18 protein-coding genes are annotated in these 18,755 nt (G+C 64.4%); 10 read left to right on the forward strand and 8 right to left on the reverse strand.

Going from position 1 to position 18,755, the window contains the following annotated elements:
• Positions 1-3: 3 nt before the first annotated feature.
• The 3 genes from holA to leuS are packed head-to-tail and all read right to left on the reverse strand — an operon-like array spanning position 4 to position 4,149.
• Positions 4-1,032 carry a DNA polymerase III subunit delta gene (gene holA / locus F3W81_RS16055; protein WP_193080199.1) on the reverse strand — a complete coding sequence of 343 codons (1,029 nt, stop codon included), beginning with the start codon at positions 1,030-1,032 and terminating at the stop codon, positions 4-6.
• Positions 1,029-1,577, reverse strand: a complete 549-nt coding sequence (lptE, locus tag F3W81_RS16060; protein WP_193080200.1) for an LPS assembly lipoprotein LptE — start codon at positions 1,575-1,577, stop codon at positions 1,029-1,031. The genes holA and lptE overlap by 4 nt, the downstream gene beginning before the upstream one ends.
• The gene (gene leuS / locus F3W81_RS16065) at positions 1,564-4,149 is read right to left on the reverse strand and encodes a leucine--tRNA ligase (RefSeq protein ID WP_193080201.1); all 2,586 of its coding nucleotides are present in this window, start codon (positions 4,147-4,149) and stop codon (positions 1,564-1,566) included. The genes lptE and leuS overlap by 14 nt, the downstream gene beginning before the upstream one ends.
• Positions 4,150-4,322: 173 nt before the next feature.
• Between leuS and F3W81_RS16070 the strand changes: the two genes are divergently transcribed.
• Entirely contained in the window at positions 4,323-5,570 is a 1,248-nt protein-coding gene (locus tag F3W81_RS16070) for a glycosyltransferase (RefSeq protein ID WP_193080202.1), read from the forward strand.
• Positions 5,571-5,623: 53 nt separating this feature from the next.
• Here the strand turns inward: F3W81_RS16070 and F3W81_RS16075 are convergent, their stop codons facing one another.
• The gene (locus tag F3W81_RS16075; protein ID WP_193080204.1) at positions 5,624-6,121 is read right to left on the reverse strand and encodes a DUF3576 domain-containing protein; all 498 of its coding nucleotides are present in this window, start codon (positions 6,119-6,121) and stop codon (positions 5,624-5,626) included.
• A 488-nt stretch (positions 6,122-6,609) separates the two neighbouring features.
• Between F3W81_RS16075 and F3W81_RS16080 the strand changes: the two genes are divergently transcribed.
• On the forward strand, positions 6,610-7,527 hold the full coding sequence (locus F3W81_RS16080; protein ID WP_193080206.1) for a porin: 918 nt from the start codon (positions 6,610-6,612) through the stop codon (positions 7,525-7,527).
• A gap of 114 nt (positions 7,528-7,641) precedes the next feature.
• The gene (locus tag F3W81_RS16085; protein ID WP_193080208.1) at positions 7,642-8,289 is read left to right on the forward strand and encodes a YggS family pyridoxal phosphate-dependent enzyme; all 648 of its coding nucleotides are present in this window, start codon (positions 7,642-7,644) and stop codon (positions 8,287-8,289) included.
• Positions 8,290-8,366: 77 nt separating this feature from the next.
• On the opposite strand, the gene F3W81_RS16090 is transcribed toward F3W81_RS16085, so the two are convergent.
• Both F3W81_RS16090 and ribA read right to left on the reverse strand, forming a co-directional pair.
• Positions 8,367-8,852, reverse strand: coding sequence for a L,D-transpeptidase family protein (locus F3W81_RS16090; protein WP_193080210.1), 486 nt, complete (start codon positions 8,850-8,852; stop codon positions 8,367-8,369).
• A complete protein-coding gene (gene ribA, locus F3W81_RS16095) occupies positions 8,849-9,940 on the reverse strand; it encodes a GTP cyclohydrolase II (protein WP_193080211.1) in 1,092 nt (363 codons plus the stop codon). Before ribA ends, F3W81_RS16090 begins: the two co-directional genes overlap by 4 nt.
• Before the next feature lie 173 nt (positions 9,941-10,113).
• Here ribA and F3W81_RS16100 point away from each other — a divergent pair, with 173 nt between their 5' ends.
• Entirely contained in the window at positions 10,114-10,800 is a 687-nt protein-coding gene (locus F3W81_RS16100; protein ID WP_193083943.1) for a response regulator transcription factor, read from the forward strand.
• A gap of 442 nt (positions 10,801-11,242) precedes the next feature.
• The gene (locus tag F3W81_RS16105) at positions 11,243-12,031 is read left to right on the forward strand and encodes an exodeoxyribonuclease III (protein WP_193080212.1); all 789 of its coding nucleotides are present in this window, start codon (positions 11,243-11,245) and stop codon (positions 12,029-12,031) included.
• Positions 12,032-12,058: 27 nt separating this feature from the next.
• Here the strand turns inward: F3W81_RS16105 and F3W81_RS16110 are convergent, their stop codons facing one another.
• The gene (locus F3W81_RS16110; protein WP_226941713.1) at positions 12,059-13,477 is read right to left on the reverse strand and encodes a hypothetical protein; all 1,419 of its coding nucleotides are present in this window, start codon (positions 13,475-13,477) and stop codon (positions 12,059-12,061) included.
• Between the two features lie 200 nt (positions 13,478-13,677).
• Here F3W81_RS16110 and F3W81_RS16115 point away from each other — a divergent pair, with 200 nt between their 5' ends.
• The 4 genes from F3W81_RS16115 (at position 13,678) to F3W81_RS16130 (ending at position 15,998) form a co-directional block, all read left to right on the forward strand.
• Positions 13,678-13,947, forward strand: coding sequence for a hypothetical protein (locus F3W81_RS16115; RefSeq protein WP_193080213.1), 270 nt, complete (start codon positions 13,678-13,680; stop codon positions 13,945-13,947).
• A 243-nt stretch (positions 13,948-14,190) separates the two neighbouring features.
• On the forward strand, positions 14,191-15,108 hold the full coding sequence (locus F3W81_RS16120) for a thioredoxin family protein (protein WP_193080214.1): 918 nt from the start codon (positions 14,191-14,193) through the stop codon (positions 15,106-15,108).
• Positions 15,109-15,150: 42 nt separating this feature from the next.
• Positions 15,151-15,795: an LON peptidase substrate-binding domain-containing protein gene (locus F3W81_RS16125; protein WP_193080215.1), complete on the forward strand. Its 645-nt coding sequence runs from the start codon at positions 15,151-15,153 to the stop codon at positions 15,793-15,795.
• Positions 15,792-15,998 (forward strand): Trm112 family protein, encoded by a 207-nt coding sequence (locus F3W81_RS16130; RefSeq protein WP_193080216.1) that lies wholly within the window; start codon positions 15,792-15,794, stop codon positions 15,996-15,998. Before F3W81_RS16125 ends, F3W81_RS16130 begins: the two co-directional genes overlap by 4 nt.
• Position 15,999: 1 nt before the next feature.
• On the opposite strand, the gene F3W81_RS16135 is transcribed toward F3W81_RS16130, so the two are convergent.
• On the reverse strand, positions 16,000-17,250 hold the full coding sequence (locus F3W81_RS16135) for a UbiH/UbiF/VisC/COQ6 family ubiquinone biosynthesis hydroxylase (protein WP_193080217.1): 1,251 nt from the start codon (positions 17,248-17,250) through the stop codon (positions 16,000-16,002).
• Between the two features lie 82 nt (positions 17,251-17,332).
• Between F3W81_RS16135 and F3W81_RS16140 the strand changes: the two genes are divergently transcribed.
• Positions 17,333-18,667, forward strand: a complete 1,335-nt coding sequence (locus F3W81_RS16140; RefSeq protein WP_193080218.1) for an amidase — start codon at positions 17,333-17,335, stop codon at positions 18,665-18,667.
• Positions 18,668-18,755: the final 88 nt, after the last annotated feature.

The raw sequence follows: 18,755 nt of genomic DNA on the forward strand, positions 1-18,755 counted from the left end.
CGCTTAGCGGCTGCGCCCCATCATCGCGAGACGGATCAGCATGCGTTCGACCAGCGCCATATCCGGCGCGCTGCGCCCGGCCGAGCGCAGGGTCAGGTCGGTGTCGGTGATCAGGCTCAGCGCCTGTTCCAGCCGGTTGGCGCCCCAGCCCTGCGCCTGATTGAGCATACGGTCGCGTCTGGGGCCAAACATCGGCGGGCGCAGCTTGCCGATGCCCGCGCCGGGGCCGTCGGGGTGGGCGGCGATGGTGTAGAGCGTGCGAAAATGGCGCATCGCGGCGATGCAGAGGCCGGTGGCGCTGGCGCCCTGCCCCTGCAAACGGGCCATCATCGGGCCGATCTCGGCACTGCGGGCCTCGGCCACGATATGCAGGATATCGTCCATGTCCGCCTCGGTGCTGGCGGGCGCGCAGAGGGTGATTTCGGTGGCCGTCAGGGGTGTGTCATCGCCGAATTTATACAGCGCGATCTTGTCGACGGTCTGGCGGAAATCGCCCGGGTCCAGCGCCAGCGCCAGCGCCGAGAGGTCGCGCAGCGCGTCGGGGGGCAGCTTGGTCAGACCCGCCTTGTTCAGCGTCGCCTCGATCTCTTCGCGGCTGGGGGGATCGTCGTAGATGGCGCAGGCATAGGCGTTCTTGTGGCCCTCGAAGGCCTTGCGCAGTTTCGACGTCGGCTTGAGCTGGCCGGCAGTGATGATCAGCTGGGCGTCACCCTTTTGCCAGTCCTCGATGGCGGGCAGGATGTTGGGCGACTGCAGTTCGGTCGCGCCCTCAAGGTAGACGACGCGGGGGCCGGGGAAAAAGCTCTGGGCCTTGATGGCGTCGATCAGGGCGGCGGGGTCGCGGCGCAGCTCTGAGGCATTCATCCGCGTCAGGCGCATTTCCTCTTCGCCCATCGGGCCGACAAGGGCGGCGACCATCTCCTGTCGGCGCAGGGAAATCCGCATCGCGTCAGGCCCATAGAGCAGCACGCCGAGGCGGTCTGCCTCAGGGCGGGCGGCGTAGCGGGCGATGTCGCGCGAGGCGAGCTTCATGGCGTCAGGGGCGCAGGGGGCACGGCTGCGGGGGCCGGGATTTGCGGCGCGCGCGCGGCATCGGTGATCAGGCGCGGCACCAGCATGTTGATCAGCATCGACATCAGCCGCTTGTGCGCATCGCGCTGTGCGGCCTGCGTGGCGACGGTGGTGCCCGTGGCCGAATAGCCCGAGAAGTTGCTGACCTTGCCCGCGCCCAGCTGGGTGCCGGTGGCGATGTCGCGCAGGGTGTAACTGAGGTCGCCCAGCACGTTAAAGCGCGCGGTATTGCCGTTGGAGGTGATCGCCAGAGCGGACTCGGTCACGTTCAGTTTCATCGCCAGATCGTAGACCGGGTTTTCCGCCCGGCCCAGCCGCTGTTCCAGATCGCGCACCAGCTGGTAGCTGTCGCCTGAGTCGGGATCGGGCAGGCGGGTCGCGTTCAGCAGGCGGTTGCCGCCGCCGTCTGGGGCGAAGGCAGGGGTGAAACCGCAGGCCGACAGCGCCGCCAGAGCGGGCGCTGCGACCAGCAGTTTCAACAGGTTACGTCGGTCAGATGACCACATTCACGATCCGCCCCGGAACAACGATGACTTTCTTCGGCGTGGCTCCATCCAGCGCCTTGATCACAGCGTGATGGGCCAGCGCCAGTTTTTCAACCTCTGCCTTGTCCATATCCGCCGGTACGTCGATTTCCGCCCGGCGTTTGCCGTTGATCTGGATCGGCAGGGTCACGACATCATCGACCAGCATCGCCTCGTCCGCGACGGGCCAGGGGGCATGCGCCACGAGGCCTTCGCCGCCAAGGATCTGCCACATCTCTTCGGCGAGGTGCGGCGTCATCGGCGACATCAGCTGGGCAAGCGCGCGGGTCGCGGTGCGCTTCGCCTCGGCGCCCGCTTTCGATTTCTGCACCGCGTTGGTGAAGGCATAGAGCCGCGCGATCGAGGCGTTGAAGCCAAAGCTTTCGACCCCCAGCGTCACGTCGTGGATCGCCTTGTGCATCTCGCGCAGCAGGGCGGTGTCTTCGGTGGCATCAGCAGGCGCATCGGCGTCGAGCTCCGCCGCCAGACGCCAGACCCGGGCGAGGTGCTTGGACGCGGCCTCGGCCCCCGAAGCGGTCCATTCGACGTCTCGCTCCGGAGGGCTGTCAGACAGCACGAACCAGCGCGCGGTATCGGCGCCGTATTGCTGGATGATCTGCACCGGGTCGACGACATTGTTCTTGGATTTCGACATCTTGGCGGAGGGAATGATCTCCACCTCGCGGCCATCTTCCAGGTAGCCCTTGCCGTCGCGCAGGGTCACTTCCTCGGGGTAGTGATACACCGGACGACCTTCCGCGTTGCGGGTCTGGTAGATCGCGTGGGTCACCATGCCTTGGGTGAACAGCGCATCGAAGGGCTCTTTCGCGGACTCCGGCAGGTGGCCGGTGATCTGCATCGCGCGCGAGAAGAAGCGCGAGTAGAGCAGGTGGAGAATCGCATGCTCGATGCCGCCGATGTACTGATCGACGTTCATCCAGTAGGCGGCCTCAGCCATATCGGTCGGCGTCGTCGCATGGGGCGCGGTGAAGCGGGTGTAGTACCACGAGCTGTCGACGAAGGTGTCCATCGTGTCGGTTTCACGCTTGGCCGGCTGGCCGCACTCGGGGCAGGCGCAATCGCGCCAGCTCGGGTGCCGGTCGAGCGGGTTGCCGGGGATCGAAAAGTCGATCGGCGTGCCGTCTTCGTCGTAGGGCAGCTGGATCGGCAGGTTCTCTTTCTTCTCGGGCACGACGCCGCAGTCAGGGCAATGCACGACCGGAATCGGGCAACCCCAATAACGCTGACGGCTCAGACCCCAGTCACGCAGACGGAATTTCGTCACGCCATGGCCGACACCGTTGGATTCGCAGAAATCGACGGCGGCGTTGACGGCCTCTTCACCGGTCTGCTCCTCTTCACCCGCGATCAGGCGGGTATAGCGGACCTTTTCGGTTTTCGCGGGTACGAAGGGGGCGGCCTGAATGTCGATCTCGCCCTCAAGGGGGGCGAAGGTTTCGACGATAGGCAGGTCGTATTTCTTGGCGAAGTCGTGGTCGCGCTGGTCATGCCCCGGGCAGCCGAAGATCGCGCCGGTGCCGTAATCCATCAGGATGAAGTTGGCGATATAGACCGGCAACTCCCAAGCGGTATCAAAGGGATGACGCACGCGGATGCCGGTGTCGAAGCCCATCTTTTCGGCCTTCTCGATGGCTTCCTCGGTGGTGCCGCCACGGCGCGCTTCGGCACAGAAGGCCGCGACCTCGGCTGATCCGGCCTCAAGCTCTTTCGCGAGGGGGTGATCGGGCGAGATGCCGACAAAGGACGCCCCGGCCAGCGTATCGGGCCGGGTGGTGTAGACGTCGATGCGGTCGAAATGCTCGGGCGCGTTGACGGTGGAGAAGGCGAATTGCAGACCGCGCGACCGACCGATCCAGTTGGCCTGCATCAGCTTGACCTTGGCGGGCCAGTTGTCGAGGGTATCCAGCGCCTCAAGCAGCTCTTCCGAGTAGTCGGAGATCTTGAAGAACCACTGCGTCAGCTCGCGCCGCTCCACCTCGGCACCCGAACGCCAGCCGCGCCCGTTCTCGACCTGCTCATTGGCAAGGACGGTCATGTCGACGGGGTCCCAGTTGACCACGGCGTTCTTGCGATAGACCAGATCCTTGGCAAGGAAATCAAGGAACAGCGCCTGCTGCTGGCCGTAGTATTCCGGATCGCAGGTGGCGAACATGCGCGACCAGTCGAGGCCGAAACCCAGCGGTTTCATCTGCGCGACCATCGTGTCGATGTTGGAATAGGTCCAGTCCTTGGGGTGGCCGCCATTCGCCATCGCGGCGTTTTCGGCCGGCATCCCGAAGGCGTCAAAGCCCATCGGATGCAGCACGTTATGCCCCGTCGACAGCTTGTAGCGCGCGATCACGTCGCCCATGGTGTAGTTGCGCACGTGGCCGATGTGGATGCGCCCTGACGGATAGGGGAACATCTCCAGCACATAATATTTGGGCTTGTCGCTGTCGCGCAAGTCCTGTGCCAGCGGCGCCTTGAAGACATTGGCGTCTTCCCAGGCTTTCTGCCACTTCGGTTCGATCTCGGCTGCGGAATAGCGCGACATGGACGCTCCCTCTCGGCTCGTGCGGATGGTGTTCATTTGACGTTAGTTTCGGTGCGGGTTGATAGGGCCGCGCGCGCCAAGGGTCCAGCGATTTAGCGAAACTTCGCAGATCTGGCTGCTTTGCAAGCGGGGATGGGCCTGTGTAAATGGGTGTGAGAGTGAAGGGACGGCACGTGAAGATCCTCTTTATACATCAGAACTTTCCCGGCCAGTTCAAGCACCTTGCGGGCGCTCTGGCGGCGCGTGGCCACAACGTCAAGGCGCTGACCCTGCGCGTGAACGAGGTGGTGGCCTGGAACGGCGTGCAGGTGCTGCCCTATGCGGTGGCGCGCAAGGGCCGCCAGGCGCTGCATCTATGGATGACGGACATGGACAGCAAGGTGACCCGCGCCGAGGCCTGCTTTCATGCCGCCTGCAAGCTGCGCGACGCTGGCTTCAGCCCTGATGTCATCATTGCGCACCCCGGCTGGGGCGAATCGCTGTTTCTGCGCGATGTCTGGCCTGAGGCGCGGATGGGCATCTATTGCGAGCTCTATCATCTGCCCGGCTACCCCCACCTCGGCTTTGATCCCGAATTCCGCCGCGCCAATGAGGCGACCGAGCCGCTGCGTATTCGCATGAAAAACATCAACAACCATTTGCACTTTGATATCGCGACTGCAGGCCTCAGCCCGACCGCCTTTCAGGCCGATACCTTTCCGCCCGGCTTTCGTGACCGCATCAGCGTGGTGCATGACGGTATCGATACCGAACAACTGCGTCCCGATCCGAACGCCGGTTTCACCTTGCCGACGGGCCGCCGCCTGACCCGCGCGGACGAGGTGATCACCTTCGTCAATCGCAACCTCGAACCCTATCGCGGCTACCATGTCTTCATGCGCGCCCTGCCTGCGCTGCTGGCCGCGCGGCCGCAGGCGCAGGTGCTGATCGTCGGGGGCGACGGTGTCTCCTACGGGGCGCAGGCGCCGCAGGGGCAGACCTGGAAGCAGATCTATATCGACGAGGTGCGCGGCCAGATCCCCGACGCCGACTGGGCGCGGGTGCATTTTCTGGGCCGCATTCCCTATGATGACTTTCGCGCCATGCTGCAGGTCGCGCGGGTGCATGTCTATCTGACCTACCCCTTCGTGCTCAGCTGGTCGCTGCTAGAGGCGATGGCAAGCGGCGCGGCCATCGTCGCCTCAGACACCGGTCCGGTGCGCGAGGTGCTGCGCCATGGCGAGACGGGGCAGCTGGTCGACTTCTTTGATGGGGCAGGGCTGGTGCGCGAAGTCGCGGCGCTGGCGGATGATCCTGCGGCGCGGGCGCGGCTTGGCGCGGCGGCACGGGCGCATGTCATCGCACACTATGACCTGAAGACGCACTGCCTGCCTGCGCAGATCGCTTGGGTCGAATCCCTCAGCCTTCCCGCCCGGTCGTGAAAAAGGCGCCGCCCCGCAGGGCCGCGCCTTCGCATCAGATCAGCTGTTATGCCTTAGAACTTGCGGTCACCGACCCGCAGCTGACGCGCCCGTGTCAGGATCGCATCTTCGACCGCGCGCTGTGTGCCTGCGTCGACCGCACGGCCGCCCGAGGTTTCCAGCGCCACGTTCAGCGAGCGGGCCTCAAGAGCCGGGTCCGAGATATAGACCGTCGCACGGTAGGAGCGACCACCGCCCGGAGGCGTGCCGTACCCGGTCGAGATGACGCCAGTGAACGGATCGATCGACTGGATCGGCAGGAAATCCAGAACTTCCAGCGAGGCGTTCCAGAGATAGCGGTTCACGGCGACCTTGGTGCCATCATCGTTCTGCTTGAAGGCGTCCCAGATCTTGCCGCCCTTGCCGAAATCCCGCTCGTTCTGAATGTTGACCTTCTGGCCACCGGAATTTCCGCCGTCCTCGACGTTGCCCTCAGGCCCCGTTGCCCCGCAGGCGGCGAGCGCGAAAAGACCTGCGATGGCCGACAACCTGAATGCGCGAGTAGACGTCATGCTTTAGCCCCGTTCCAAACTTCCCCTCCGATCTATCGAAGCGGGCGATAGGGGGCAAGGTTCTTTGCTCAAACAGGGGGGCGGCCTGCACCGCTCCGCCGAAGCGCGGCGTAAATGACCGCGCAAAGCCGCAAAAAGCCCGCCCCTATAAGACGTGCCGGCCCCTATCAGGAGGGTTTGCCGCAAAACCGACGCTTTCAGGTGAGTCTCTCTGCGCCTTTAAGGTGTGAGTCTCTTTGCCCGATTGCGGCGATGCCCGGCCCGCGTCTTGCGGTGGTGAGCAGGTATAAGGATGAATTCCCGCAGCTTTCCGGGGGATTTCTACCGACCGGACAGGATGACTGTGGCAGCTTTGCACCATTTCGGACGGCGCGTGCACGGGGGGGGAGCGGTAAGCTTGCAATGCAAAGGTGAAAAGAGCGAAAGACTTCTCATACCCAAATCGGATGCTCCGTTTTGGGGCAGACTGATAAATCGAGGGAAAAACAATGAAAAAGATTCTCATCGCGTCGACCGCGCTGGTAATGGTTGCAGGCGCAGCTTCCGCTGACGTCGCATGGTCCGGCTTCGGCCGTTTCGGCGTCGTCTATGACGACGCAGCCGGCACCGACATCACCTACCTGGAACAGCGTTTCCAGCTTGACGTCGTCGGCACCACTGAAACCGACAACGGCCTGACCGTTGGTGGCCGTTACCGTCTGCGTTCGGAAGAGGACAAAGCCGGCAACGACGCAGGCGCACCTGGCTACGTCCGTCAGACTAAAGCTGGCACCGTAAACGCCGCACAGATGTTCATCCAGTCCGGTGGCCTGGAACTGTCCGTCGGTAACGTTCAGTACGCACTCGACTCGATGGCGAACCTGGCAGTCGGCAACATCGGCCTGCAGAACTTCACCTCGTTCCTGGACGGCCCGGGCTACGCTTCGCGCGGCGCTTCGCCGACCGGCCTCGCACTGACCTACGCAATGGGCGGCCTGAACGCTCACCTGTCCTATGACACCGAAGCTCAAGCGACCGACGCATACGTGTCCTACGATTTCGCTGGCTACACCTTCGGCGTCGGCGGCCAGGACAGCGACGCTTACACGACTGATTGGGTTGTCGCAGTTGGCGGCACCGTTGGCACCGCGACCTTCAACGCTTCGTACGTCAACGATGGCACGAACGGCACTGGCGGCGTTGGTGGTGGTTACGCAGTTGCAGCACACTTCGACGTTGCTTCGGGCCTGACCGTTGGCGGCTACCTGACCTACTTCGACTCCGACACTGCTGGTGTTGACTCGGCAACTGGCCTGGGTGTCGACGCTTCCTACGCACTCGGCGGCGGCGTTAACCTGGTTGGCGGCATCTACGGCACCGACGACGACAAAACCGAAGCAGATTTCGGCATCAACTTCCGCTTCTGATTTCAGAAGTGTGAATGTGATTGGAAGGGGCAGGTCGTTTGACCTGCCCTTTTCTTTTGTCCCGGTTTGATGTTCCTTGGCGCCACCTGATCCCTTTGTTCAACAAGGCTGCCCATGTCCCTGACCGAGATCCGCACCCGTATTCAAACCGCCTGTGACGAGGCTGGCCGCGACCCGGCCACCGTCACGCTGATCGCTGTCTCCAAGATGCAGGCGGACGAACGTGTCCGCGAGGTGCTGCAAGAGGGCCAGCGCGTCTTTGGCGAGAACCGCGTGCAGGAAGCCGCCGGCAAATGGCCCGGTTTGCGCGAGGAATTTGAAGCGATTTCCTTGCATATCATCGGCCCGTTGCAGAGCAACAAGGTGCGTCAGGCGATGGATCTGGCCGAGGCGATCCATTCCGTCGACCGCCCCAAGATTGCCCAGACCATCGCCCGTATCTCCGATGAGATCGGCCGCTGCCCGGCGCTGTTCCTGCAGATCAACACCGGCGAAGAGCCGCAGAAAGCCGGGGTGCTTCCGGGCGAGGCCGATGCCTTTGTTGCGGAGTGCCGGGCCTTGTCTCTGCCGGTCGCCGGGCTGATGTGCATTCCTCCGGTCGAGGAAGAGGCGGCATTGCATTTCGCGCTGCTGGCCAAGATCGCTGCGCGCAACGGTCTCGACGGCTTGTCGATGGGCATGTCGGGGGATTTCGAGAAGGCGATCCGCTTTGGCGCGACGCATGTGCGGGTCGGCTCGGCGATTTTCGGGGCGCGCGACTGAGAGCGGGGAGGGGGCGCTGCCCCCCTCGCCTGGCGGCGAGTCCCCCGAAGTATTTCGGGCAAGATGACAGGGAGGCGTCAGCTGATCCGGATCCGGGTGCCGGGTTTGAGGTGACGGGCGAGCGCATGCAGGTGATCGCGGCGCAGGGCCAGGCAGCCTTCGGTTGGAAAGCGCGGGCGGCGCCATTGGTGGAGGAAGATGGCCGAGCCTTTGTGGGGCGTCGCGTCGGGCCAGTTCCAGTTCAGTGTCAGGATGAGGTCGTAGAGCGGGTCGGCCCGGCGCAGGCGTTCGTGGCTGGCCGGGAAGGGCGCTGTGACGTGGTGGTTGTAGTCGGGGTGATCCGGGGCGTCGCACCACAGATCTGCGGGGCCGATGGCGCGGGCCCAGGGGCTTGGTTTTGCGATGCGGTCGGCGCGGTACCAGAGTTCGGCGATGCGATGCGTGCCGGTGGGGGTGGCGCCGTCGCCTTCGGCCTTGTCTGTGCGGATGCCGCCGCGACCGATGCTGCAGGGGTAGGTCGTGGTGCCGAGGCGCAGGCCCCTCGGGGTCAGGCGCAGAATCACAGCAGATGCCCCGATTTTGCCGCCTTTGTGGCGAGATAGGCGCGGTTGAAGGCGTTTTCGCCGACTTTCAGGGGCACACGTTCGGTCACCTCGACGCCGTTCTTCTGCAGCATGTCGATCTTTTTCGGGTTGTTGGTCAGCAGGCGGGCCTGCTTGAATCCCATGCGCTGCAGCAGCTCGGCACCGAGGCGGAAGTCGCGCTCGTCATCCTCAAAGCCGAGGCGGTGGTTGGCTTCGACCGTATCAAAGCCTTGATCCTGCAGGGAATAGGCGCGCATCTTGTTGGCGAGGCCGATGCCGCGCCCCTCCTGATTGAGGTAGAGCAGGACGCCTGCGCCTTCGGACCCCATCTGGGCCAGGGCACCACGCAGTTGCGGGCCACAATCGCATTTCAGCGAGCCGAGCACATCGCCGGTGAAGCAGGCCGAGTGCAGGCGGGCCAGCACCGGCTTGTCGCGCGAGGGGCGGCCGATCTCGATCGCGTAGTGCTCCTCGCCGCCGTCTTCGGGGCGGAAAATATGCACCCGGCCCGCGTCCGAGGCGATCATCGGCAGGCGGGCCGAGACGACGGGATGCATCGGGCTGGCGGTGTCGAGCAGGCTGTTGGTGGCGCCGGCGGGCAGGGTGGTCAGGTGATGTTCAGCGGCAAAATCGCGGGCGTTTTCAAGCTCAAGCAGCAGGGCGGCGGGCAGAAGACGGGCGGACTTGGTGAGCTTCAGGGCGATACGGTGCAGGTCTGCCGGGCCATCGCGCAGCGCGATCAGCGGGCCTTTCATGGGATGGCGCAGGTCGTCTGCCGGGTCGGCCAGCGCCTTGACCCAGGCCGGGCTGGCGTCGGCGGGCAGCGGCAGGCGCGCGAGGTCGCCGTCATAGGGGCGGGCTTTCAGCGTTTCGGCGCGCCGGGCGGTGATCGCCAGCACCGGGGTGCCGGGCAGGGCCAGCAGATCGGCGAGGCGTTCCGGGCTGAGGGTTTCGGCCGCCAGCACCAGCGCCGCGCGCGTCCCGTCCAGCAGCACGACAGGCAGACCCATGCGCAAATCGGTGCGCGCGCGGGCGATGCGTTCGGTGATCTCAGGGGCAAGGGACATGGCAGGATCCATCGGGCAGGGCGGTGTCACAGGCGTTCATACTTAGCCCCTGCGTGTCGGGTTTGAAACATATCCCGCGCAGGCAACACGAGAGCGTGAGGCTTTTGTCGCAAATCTTGTCGAAGACGTGAACGCCCTCCATGTCAGACGGGAGCCGGATGGAGGGCTGTTCAATGCCACAAATGAAAAAGATACTGCTGGTCGATGATGATGATGACCTGCGCGAGGCGCTGAGCGAGCAATTGGTGATGACCGAAGATTTCGATGTCTTCGAGGCGTCAACCGGTGCCGGTGCCATGCAGAAGGTCAAGGAAGGCTTGTTCGATCTGGTGATTCTGGACGTTGGCCTGCCGGATACCGATGGCCGCGAGCTGTGCCGTTTGATGCGCAAGCAGGGCGTGAAGAGCCCGGTGCTGATGCTGACGGGGCACGATTCGGATGCCGATACCATCCTGGGTCTGGACTCCGGGGCGAACGATTATGTCACCAAGCCGTTCAAGTTTCCTGTGCTGCTGGCCCGTATCCGCGCCCAGCTGCGTCAGCATGAACAGAGCGAAGACGCCGTCTTTCAGCTCGGGCCGTACAGCTTTCGCCCGTCCATGAAGGTGCTGGTGACCGAAGACGAGAAGAAGATTCGTCTGACGGAGAAGGAAACCAACATCCTGAAATATCTCTATCGCTCAACTGACGGTGTGGTGGCACGCGACGTGCTGCTGCATGAGGTCTGGGGCTATAATGCAGGCGTGACGACACATACTTTGGAGACGCACATCTATAGGTTGCGCCAAAAAATTGAGCCTGATCCCTCGAATGCACGGCTTTTGGTCACTGAAAGTGGCGGATATCGGCTGGTCGCGTAAGGTTTTCCTTACTTCCCAGTGGACTACGGGGAATGTATGTTTGTAGCATGTTCCTGTGGAACCACCCCGCACATATCCGGGTTTGATATGTACCTCCCTGTTGGACTTGCCCGGACCTTTGGTCCGGGTTTTTTTTGATCAATAGCCTTTATAGGCACATCCGGTGGCCTAGACGCGCGCCGCCACCAAGGCAGGCGGTCTCAAAATCCCGATGACCTGCGCCTCAGCCGCCGCGTCACCCAGCCGGCCGTCCTGTGTCGCGCTGAGGGTGACCCCGGCGGGCGCGTTCAGACCGCGTGCGGCGTATGGCCTGCGGGCAGCGCGATCAGCCGTGCGAGGCTCAGCATGGGGCCTGTCATGAAACGGGTCGCTTTCCTTGCCTGGTGGCGGATGATACCCCGAAGACCAAGCGCCACGACCCGAATAAGGCAAGTAAAACACCATGTCATTTACCCTCGCCACCTGGAACATCAACTCGATCCGCCTGCGCGAAGCGCTGGTCTGTCAAATGCTGGAAAGCGCCGGGCCGGACGTTCTGTGCCTGCAGGAATGCAAAAGCCCGGTCGACCTGATCCCGATCGAACGCTTCCGCGAGCTGGGGTATGCCCATATGATCGCCCGTGGCCAGAAGGGCTATAACGGCGTCGCCATCCTGTCGAAACTGCCGATCGAGGAGACGGGCGCTCAGGATTTCGCCGCGCTCGGCCATGCCCGCCATATCGCGGGGCGGCTGGAAAATGGCGTCACCATCCACAATTTCTACGTCCCCGCAGGCGGCGACAAGCCCGACCGCACGATCAACGACAAGTTCGGCCAAAAGCTCGATTACCTGACCGAGATGCGCGACTGGTTCCACGCAGAGCGCCCGGAAAAGGCGATCCTCGTCGGTGATCTGAACATCGCACCACGGCCCGATGACGTCTGGGATCACAAGAAACTGCTCAAGATCGTCAGCCATACCCCTGTCGAGGTCGAGCATCTCGCGCAGGTGCAGGACGCAGGCGCCTGGGTCGACATCACCCGCCAAGACATCCCCGAGGGCAACCTGTTCAGCTGGTGGTCCTATCGCTCGCCCGACTGGGACGCTGCCGACAAGGGCCGCCGTCTCGATCACATCTGGGCGACGCCGGATATCTCAGGCGCGGCGCATTCCAGCCGCGTGCTGCGCGATGTCCGCGGGTGGGAGCAGCCCTCCGACCACGCCCCGGTCCTGGCGACCTTCGATCTGTAATGCGCAGGGGCGGGGGTCACCCCGCCTTCACACCCAGAGCAACACCCAAACCGACAGCACCACCGCGCAGATCACCGAGAAAAGCCCGTTCCAGCGCAGGCTGACATCGGCGGGCGTCACATCCCCCAGCCGCGCGATCAGCATGACCGAGGCCGTGAAGGGCGAGGTCACCCCCGCCAGCGCCCAGCCCGCCGTCAGCGCCAGTACCATGGGCGTCGGAGAAATCCCCAGAACTTCGGGCGCGGGCAGCAGCGGGCCAAACAGCGACACGAACAGGATCGGGTTCATCCCCACCTGACCGCCCAGCGGGATCAGCCAGACCGGCAGCAGCAACAGCACCCAGACCGGCACCGCAGACAGGTCCAGCCCGCTGGCCGCCACCATCGGCGCCAGCAGAGCCCCCGCGCCACTGCCCAGAAACCCGGCCATGCTCAGCAGCACGATCTCACCGCGAAACGCCGGCAGCTCTCGGAACACAAACGCCCCGACATGGCCGCCGAGGTGGCGCGTGCGGGCCCCCACCGGCACGCCGATCAGCAGCCACAGCCCCGCCACCACCGGCACCACGCTCAGCACCGAAAGCGAGGCCGACTGCCCCGTCGTCACATGCAGCACCATCACCGGCACGGCGATCAGCAGCAGCAGCCACAGCACCGGCAACAGCACCCGCGCGTGATCGTCATGCGAGCGGTCGCGCACCGGAACACGCCCCGGCGCCAGCTTGCTCTTGTAGGCCTTGTCCAGCGCCCAGCCGATCCCCGTCAGCAGCGCCGCCGACCCCAGCGAGGGCACCAGAATCGCGCCCCAGCTCGCCCCCGGTACCACGCTGGTCGAAATCACGATGGCAAAGCTCAGCGGCGACCACATCAGGCTGGCGGCAAAGCCCCGGTGCACCGCCTGCAGCATCCGCCGCGTGCGGATCGCGCGCACCTCGGCGTCCGGCTCGCGCGCCGCGCTTGAGCGCGCCATGCTCCCCAGCAGCGAAATCGAGCCGTAGTTCAGCACCAGCGCAAAGGTTTGCCCGCCAAGCGCCAGCGCCGAATAGCGTCGCCCCGGAGGCTGTTGCGCCAGAAACACCGCCGCCCGCGTGATCGCCTCCGAAATCTCGGCCGTATGGCGCAGCGTCGCCAGCGCACAGAAGAACGCGAGGATGAAGCTCGCCCGTTCCAATGCGTGTCCCAGCACCGCCGCCGCCTCTCCCGGGTCCGCGATCCAGGCGTAGGCTGCCAGCGCCAGCGCCAGCACGACGAAGATCTGGCGCGACCAGCGCACCTGAGGCGTCAGCAGGGCGATCGCCAGAACGGTGCCGCAATTGGCGATGGCGTCAAACCCCCACCAGCTGAACCAGCTGCGCAGAATGACAAAGACCACCACCGTGGCGAGCAACCCTCCCACCAGCTTTTGCGCCGTGGAAACAAGCTCTTGGTCGCTGGGGTCGTCGCGCATGGAGTCCCTTTCCGAGGCGTTTGAGCCCCAGATAGCCGCGGGCTTGGCGCAAACACAAGGTATGGCGGCCTTGCACGGCGCGCACCCCGCCGCGCGCGTCTAAATTCCCCGCACCGCCCTTGTGGGCACAGGCAAAGCGTTCCAACGTAGGGCCGGGGCAGGGAGGAGTGCAGCATGAGCGACGCAGACAAAGCCTGCTCATGGAGGAAGCCGGAGGCGATCTGAGTGCCTTTGCTGCGATGATCCCTATCATGTTGCGGCGCTTCCCCGCATGGACGGCTTATCTGGACGAGGTCAGTATAGCGGCGCCCGCAGGACCTCCGATCTCCCAAAACATCCGGGATCTGGAGGCCGTCAGTGACCAGCTGCATCAAACCGACTTTGTAGCCGACGCGCTGCTTGCGCTTGCCGCTCACTTCCCGAAGTGGCTCGGATGGCTGGGACCAGTTATCGCGGCCCTCGGGACATAAACAAACCCTCACCGCCCGCCCCGTTAACCTCCGCACCGGCTCCGAAAACGACACCGACCGGATACCGACGCGATACCGTTCAGATACCGACCTCGCTTTTCGCCGTTAACTCAGTCACTTGCTCAAATCCTGCGGGCACGGCGGGGGCAGGTTAATCGAAGCGCAGTCTCGACCGCTCTGGCATCTTGGAAAACCGTCCCTCAAGGTGCATATAGAGGCCAAGCATTTGAAGGGAGTTCCGCCATGATCGAGCTTGGAACCGGCACCAAGACCACCGCCCCCGCGGGCAACTATGTCAAAGACGTCAACGAGGCCAACTTCATGCAGGAGGTTGTCGAAGCCTCTCAGCAAGTGCCTGTGATCGTTGACTTTTGGGCCCCGTGGTGTGGCCCCTGCAAGACCCTTGGTCCGCAGCTGGAAGAGGCCGTCAACGCACAGGGCGGCAAGGTCCTGATGGCCAAGATCAACGTCGATGAAAATCAGGGCATCGCGGGTCAGATGCAGATCCAGTCGATCCCCACCGTCTATGCCTTTTTTGAAGGCAAACCGGTCGATGGATTTCAGGGTGCGATCTCTGGCTCCGAGGTGAAAGCCTTCGTTGAAAAGCTGGCGAAGATGGCCCCCGAAGAAGACGACGGTCTTGGTCAAGCAATTGAAGCGGCTGAGGAAATGCTGACTGAGGGCGCGGCCGAAGACGCCGCCCAGACCTTTGAGGCAATCCTGCAGGAAGATCCCAACAGCGTCGCCGCCTACTCTGGTCTGGTGCGGTCGCACCTTGCCCTCGGCGATGTCGATCAGGCCGAAGCCGTGCTGAACGGCGCCCCTGCCGAGATCTCGACCGCGCCGGAACTTGAGGCCGCCCACGCCCAGATCGAGCTCGCCAAACAGGCTGCCAACGCCGGCCCGGTGGCCGAGCTTGCCGCGCAGGTCGAAGCCGACCCGACCGACCACCAGGCGCGCTTCGACCTCGCCCTCGCGCTGCATGCCGCAGGGCAGGTGCAGGAGGCCGTGGATCAGCTGCTGGAACTGTTCCGCCGTGACCGCGAGTGGAACGAAGGTGCTGCAAAGGCTCAGCTTTTCACGATTTTTGAAGCGCTGAAGCCGCAGGACCCGATTGCTCTGAACGGACGTCGCAAGCTCAGCTCGTTGATTTTCGCTTGATCGGGTCTTTCCCGGCGCGGCTTGTGGCCTAGAGTCCTTGGCATGATACAGCCCGCAGATCTGCCCGACGTCATCCCGATTTTTCCCTTGCCCGGCGCGCTCTTGCTGCCCCGGGCAAGGCTGCCGCTGCACCTGTTTGAGCCGCGCTACCTCGCCATGTTCGAGGAATGTCTGAAAACGCCGCACCGTCTGATCGGCATGGTGCAGCCCAACGAGGTGCCCGGTCGCCCCGGCACCGGCCTGCAACAGATCGGTTGCGCCGGCCGCCTGACGCAGTTCTCGGAAACCGAGGACGGGCGCTACATGATCACCCTGACCGGCATCTCGCGCTTTCGCGTGGGCGAGGATGTCACCGGCTTTACCCCCTATCGCCGCTTCCGGATCGACTGGAACGGCTTCGATATCGACATGGGCGAGAGCGAGCTGGATCCCGGCTTTGCTCGCCGCAGCTTCATGGATCTTCTGTCGCGCTATTTCGAACATCAGGGCCTGTCGACGGACTGGGATACGCTGAAGGATGCGGATGATGAGCTTCTCATCAACTCCTTGTCTATGCTGCTGAATTTCGACCCCGAAGAGAAACAGGCGCTGCTTGAGGCGCCGTCCTTGCAAACCCGTCGCGAAACGCTGGTGACCCTGCTGGAATACGCTCTGCGCGGCGGCGACGGACAGGAGATGATCCAATGACCGACCTCGAAGAGACCCAAGCCCAGCTGTTCGACCGCCGTATGCTCGAGGCGCTGGTCTGCCCGCAGACCCACGCCACCCTGCGCTATGATGCCGAGCGTCAGGAGCTGATTTCGGAAGCTGCGCATCTGGCGTTCCCGATCCGCAACGGCATCCCGATCATGCTGGTGGACGAGGCCCGCGACCTGCGGGCCGCGGACTAAGTCAGCGCATCAGCTCTGGCAGGTCGCCGGTCAGCCCGGCGGCCTCACGTATAAAGCCACGCCGCAGTTTCGGCAGTGCGCCAACCGCGCCGAGGCCAAGGTCTCGACCCAACCGCAAAATCGGATTATCGTTTGAAAACAGTCGGTTGGTTAGGTCCGTCGCCATGGCGAGCGTGGCCGTATCGAAACGCCGCCACTCCTGATACCGCTCCAGCACATCCAGCGCGCCGATGTCTTCGCCGCGCATATGTGCCTCGCTCAGCACCTGCGCCAGAGCTGCGACATCGCGCAGACCGGCGTTCAGCCCCTGACCGGCAATCGGGTGCATCCCATGCGCCGCATCGCCGACCAGCGCCAGCCGCAGGCCCGAAAACCGCTCGCAGACCGACAGGCCGAGGGGGTAGGTAAAGCGTTTGCCCGCAAGGGAAATCTTGCCCAGAAAATCACCGAACTGGGGCCGCAGGGCCTCAAGATATTCGTCATCCGACAAGGCGTGGATGGCGGCGGCATTGGCGCTCGTCTCGCTCCACACGATCGAGGAGACATTGCCCTTGAGAGGCAGGATCGCCAGCGGCCCGGCAGGCATGAAGAACTGATGCGCGACGCCGTGGTGCGGTTTTTCATGGGCAATCGCACAGACCAGTGCCGTTTGCCCATAACCCCAGCCGCGCCGCTTGATGCGGGCGCGCAGGGCGGTGCCACTGGCGCGCCCGTCGCTGCCGATCAGCACGCGGCCCCGCAGGGCGCGCCCCGAGGCCAGCGTGACTTCGGCGTGTTGTGCGGTGATCTCTTGCGCGGTGACTGTCTCGCCACTCACCTGTGTAATCAACGGGTTGGCAGCGACGGCGTCGAGCAGGGCGCGGCGCAGGTGGCGGTCCTCGACCATGTGGCCCATCGGGCCTTCCTCGATCTCGGCGTGATCGAAGTGCAGGAAAAAAGGCGCGCCGCCTTGCCCTGCGTGACCGTCGGACACCTTGATGTCGAGCATCGGTTGCGCGTGCTCGGCAACGGCGTCCCAGACCCCGAGCGCGCGCAGCAGCCGCACGGAGGCGAGCGCCAGCGAATAGGAGCGACCGTCAAAATCGCTCTGGCTGCGGGCACTTAGGGGCAGGGCGTCGATCACGGTTGCGCTCAGCCCGGCACGGGCAGCGGCAAGCGCAAGCGCCGGGCCATTCAGCCCGCCACCGACGATGAGAAGATCGCTATCATGTTCCATGGCCCTCAATATGAGGGGGCGGGCGGGATTGTCCATGTGCCTTTCCGACGCTAGCCTCGCCACAAATGGAAACTCAGCGCGGAGCGGCTCTTCGCGCGACAAGGGCAGGTGCTTGAGCATGGGCAATCGGGATTGGCTGAACTGGCGGGCGTCGGATTTGGGGGCGGCAATCGGGCAGGGGGCGATCGACCCCGTTGCGCTGACGCAGGTCTACCTTGATGCCATCGACGGTCATGAGTACCGCGACCGCATCTATGCCCGCGTGACCCATGACCGCGCACTGGCCGAGGCGGGGGCGGCCGCAAAACGCGCGCAGAACGGCACGCGCCGGCATGCTTTGGACGGTGTGCCGGTCAGCTGGAAGGACCTGTTCGATTCGGCAGGCGTTGCGACGGAGGCAGGCTCGGCTTTGCTGAAGGGGCACACGCCTCAGGCTGATGCGCGCGTTTTGGCCAATGCGACCCAGGCGGGCCTCGTCTGTCTGGGCAAGACGCACATGTCAGAGCTGGCGTTTTCCGGCATCGGCATCAACCCGGTGACGGCAACTCCGCCGAACGTCAACGATCCGGCGTTGGCGCCGGGGGGGTCGTCTTCGGGGGCAGCCACGTCGGTCGCTTTCGGTCTGGCGGCGGCGGCCATTGGCTCTGACACCGGCGGCTCGGTGCGTATCCCTGCGGCCTGGAACGATATTGTCGGCTTCAAGACGACCTCGGGGCGGATCAGCCTCGATGGGGTTCAGCCGCTGTGCAAGCGGTTCGACACCATCGGCCCGCTCTGCCGGTCCGTCGCGGACGCAGTGCTGCTGCTGTCGGCGCTGGAGGGCAAACCCGCCGCAGATCTGGCGGGCGCCAGCCTGCGTGGCCTGCGCATCGGGGTGCTGGAGACGGAGGTGCTGACCGACATCCGCCCCGAGCCTCTCGCCGCGTTCGAGGAGGCCAAGGCGCGTCTGGCCGACGCCGGGGCGGAGCTGGTGCCGGTACGCTCGGCCGCACTGGAGCGCGCCTCGCCTCTCGCGGCGTACCTCTATGCGTCTGAGGCCTACGGGCTGTGGGCGGATGTCATCGAGGCCAACCCCGACGTCATGTTCCCTCAGATCCTTGAGCGCTTCCGCGCCGGGGCCAAGGTCTCGGCCCCCACATATGTCGCCTCGTGGGAGAAACTGTTCGCCGCGCGCAAGGAATGGAATGACCAGATGGGCGGCTTTGACGCGGTGATCTGCCCGACCGCGCCGATCCTGCCGCCGAATGTTGAGCGGATGTTGACGGATGACGCCTATTACGTCTCCGAAAACCTGCTGGCGCTGCGCAATACCCGGGTTGGCAACATGATGGATCTGCCTGCCGTGAGCTTGCCGACAGGGCACAAAAGCTGCGGCATCACACTGATGGGCAAGCCGATGCAGGAGGAGGCGCTGGCCCGTGTCGCCGTCGCCGCCGAGGCCGCATTGTCCTGAGGCCACAGGGCTGTGTCTTTCCGGCCATGACACAGCCATGCCACTGGACGGCTTGGGCATTTCTGCGCTAGTCTGCTGTCAAACGGGG

This window comes from Pseudooceanicola spongiae (assembly GCF_014899185.1).
Lineage (GTDB): Bacteria > Pseudomonadota > Alphaproteobacteria > Rhodobacterales > Rhodobacteraceae > Pseudooceanicola > Pseudooceanicola spongiae.